The 2,804-nt window shown below is 42.1% G+C and carries 2 protein-coding genes; both read right to left on the bottom strand.

Going from position 1 to position 2,804, the window contains the following annotated elements:
• Positions 1-53: 53 nt before the first annotated feature.
• On the bottom strand, positions 54-1,157 hold the full coding sequence (locus DW039_RS20560; RefSeq protein WP_007219893.1) for a plasmid recombination protein: 1,104 nt from the start codon (positions 1,155-1,157) through the stop codon (positions 54-56).
• A 618-nt stretch (positions 1,158-1,775) separates the two neighbouring features.
• Complete coding sequence (locus tag DW039_RS20545; RefSeq protein WP_004295513.1) at positions 1,776-2,366, bottom strand: replication/maintenance protein RepL; 591 nt, start codon at positions 2,364-2,366, stop codon at positions 1,776-1,778.
• Between the last annotated feature and the right edge of the window lie 438 nt (positions 2,367-2,804).

Here is a 2,804-nt window from a genome sequence, read left to right as displayed (position 1 = left end):
TCCATTGAGAGAGGCTGCCGTTTGGTCGCTCCCCCTTTGGGGGCGGGGGGGGGTTACATACCCATACCGAAACCTCTGCTTCTGGTGATTTGCTTGAGTAGGTCTTTCCCCTCTTCCATAGCTTTTGATATGTTTGGGAAATGATGCCTTAAAGCCTCCAGTTGTTCGGAATTGAACAAGTCTTTCATCTTACCAAGTTCTTTTTTCAATTCCTTGGTTTCGGTCTTTAGTTCTTGGTTCTCCGTCCTTAATCGGTTACTGGTTGTCCTTGCGTTGTCCATTTGTTGTCTATAATACTCCTTGTCATTCTCGGCTTTGAATGCCTTTGTGCCGTTTTGCTCTTTTTCAAGTATAGCCTTTCCCAGTCTATCGGATAGCTGTTCATTTTCCCCCTCTAAAGCCTTTACTTTGGCTTTTAAGGCATCCTTTTCCCTATCGTTGACTGTTTTTCCAATCAAGCCGTAAAACTTCTCTGAAGCCTTAGAAATGAGTTTTTGGACGTTCTTCTTTGTTTCAATGGAACGTAGTTCTTTCTGAAGCTGAAGAAGCTGGTTTTGTACGTCCTTGTGTTTGTCTAATGCACTGGATATATCGTTTGATAGTTCCTGAAGCTGTTCTTTCGCACATTCGGTCTTGTACTGCATAGCCGATAAGTGTTTGCGGTCAGAAGAAACGCCACGTTCCATGCCCAGTGTTTCAGATGCTATGGTTTGGAGTTCTGCCATGTCATCACGCGATAAACGCACACTTTTCCCATTCGGCTGCGTCCAATCGAAAACTACATGGGCATGAAGGTTAGGTGTCCATTGCTTTGCGTTCATGTATCCTTCGTCCTTGTGTATATGGATTTGAAATGCTTCGATACCGAAACGTTCTTTGCAGACCGTGGCAAACTGCTGGAGTTCCTGCATGGTGGTTTCTTGTTTGATTACTATTACTCCCTCTCGTATGGGTGCGGCTTTAGCCTGCATCTTCTGCCCAACCGTATCGAGATATCTTTGTTTCGCACTTTCCAGCCGATGGGAGATGCTATCTCCAACCCAGCTTTCATTCAAATGACTAAGTTCGGGACGAACATAGTCCAACTCTTTTTCCCTAAAGTTGTGAATCTCACTCCCCGGCTTCACTGCTTGTACATGAATACTTGTTGCTCCCATAAGTTAACATTTTTGTGACAATCGATAACAGCCGGTGACAGCCGGCTGACAGGGGGTTAAGGGGGCTTGTCCCCTTACACACGCACCCTTTATGGTGCTAGTGTGCTATCACCATACTGCATAGGTGCGAAGTTAGCAAATGTTCTGTAAATGCACAAATAAAGGGGAAAACATTTGGATTTGCGACAATAAAGTACTACCTTTGTTGCTGACCAAACGGTAGCCGACCGATACGGGAGAGTTACCAAAATACAAGCCGCTGGAGTTAATTGACGGACATCCGACATCTCCAGCGGCTTTATTTTTGCCTATCTGCTTCGTCTAGGCATACCAGTACCTCTACTAAAAATGTACTTCAAAGATACTTATTTTCTACCGACTTGATAGTTTTTACCCCATATTCTTGGACATTTTTCCCCCATGAGGTTATCTTTGTAGGGTGAAAGAGAAACCCATAAACGGGGATAGATTGAATGCTGGGAAGCATAAACAATCGGGGTAAGGTTAGCGAACCTTGCCTTTCATCCCCCATTATAACTTTACATAGAGGAACTTTATCTATCCCCCCCCCGCCCCCAAAGGGGGAGCGACCAAACGGCAGCTTCACTCAATGGAGTGTTACTGTTCATCAAAGCCAAGTGATAATTGTCGTTTCTCTGCTTCTTCTTTCTTTTGGGCAGCTAAAGTCTTTTTCCGAACGTATGTTTTAGCAAATGTCACTCGGTCACCATTGAATACTATCAGAGGATTAATAAACCAAAGATTATCGGCTGGTCCTCGGGCTATGATTTCAGCTTTTACAAGTTCTGCAAGTCCTTTATAAACGGCTTTGTCTGTTTTGTATTTGGTATATTCTAGGCATTTTTTTCTATTGAAGATGATTAAATCATTTTTGGGTTTCATGCAGGTCATAAAGTAACCAAAAACCCGAATAGCTGCTTGTGATAGGTCAAAGAATGCAGCAAAGTTAGAAAGATACAATTTAGTGAATTGTTCTTCATCTACTTCTATTTGACGGATAAACGAAGTCTTAAACACTTCTCCAGTTTCAGTGTCGGCTAAAGCTACTACGGCTCTCTTATCGCCACCACTATTACTCTTATACTTTTTAACAACATGATTTTCAATACCTTCTATAGCTTGTTTCATAAAAGGATTTTCTTCGTTCTTTTGAAAATCGGTTAACTTAACTGCTTTTTTATTTTCCATTTTGATGTGTTTTTGGGAAATATTATTCTCCACAAAGTAAACTATTATTTTCCATAAAAACAATATTAAGGGAAATATTATTTTCCTGTTTAGTATTATATTAGGAAATCAGTATTTTCTAGATTGGAAAATGAGAATTTCCAATATGGAAAATGCCCTATATTGTGTATCAAGTACTTAACTTATTCTATTTCTTCTATTCTTAATATACCCCCAAAACAGCACAAAATCAGTCACTTAAAAATCATCGGTCGGGGAGCGCCCAGCGGCAAGGGGCGGGACCACCCGTCCCGACGAGCGCCACACCATAAACTTTTTTTAGAATAAGCACACAACCGTTTTCCGAACCCTGCAAAATTTCTTCCGAATCCGAACGACGTAACACTCCATTGAGAGAGGCTGCCGTTTGGTCGCTCCCCCTTTGGGGGCGGGGGGGGG

It is taken from the genome of Bacteroides sp. AF39-16AC (assembly GCF_003602735.1).
Lineage (GTDB): Bacteria > Bacteroidota > Bacteroidia > Bacteroidales > Bacteroidaceae > Bacteroides > Bacteroides uniformis.
The sequence above is the reverse complement of the archived record's forward strand: the minus strand, read 5'-3'. Positions and strand labels throughout refer to the sequence as shown.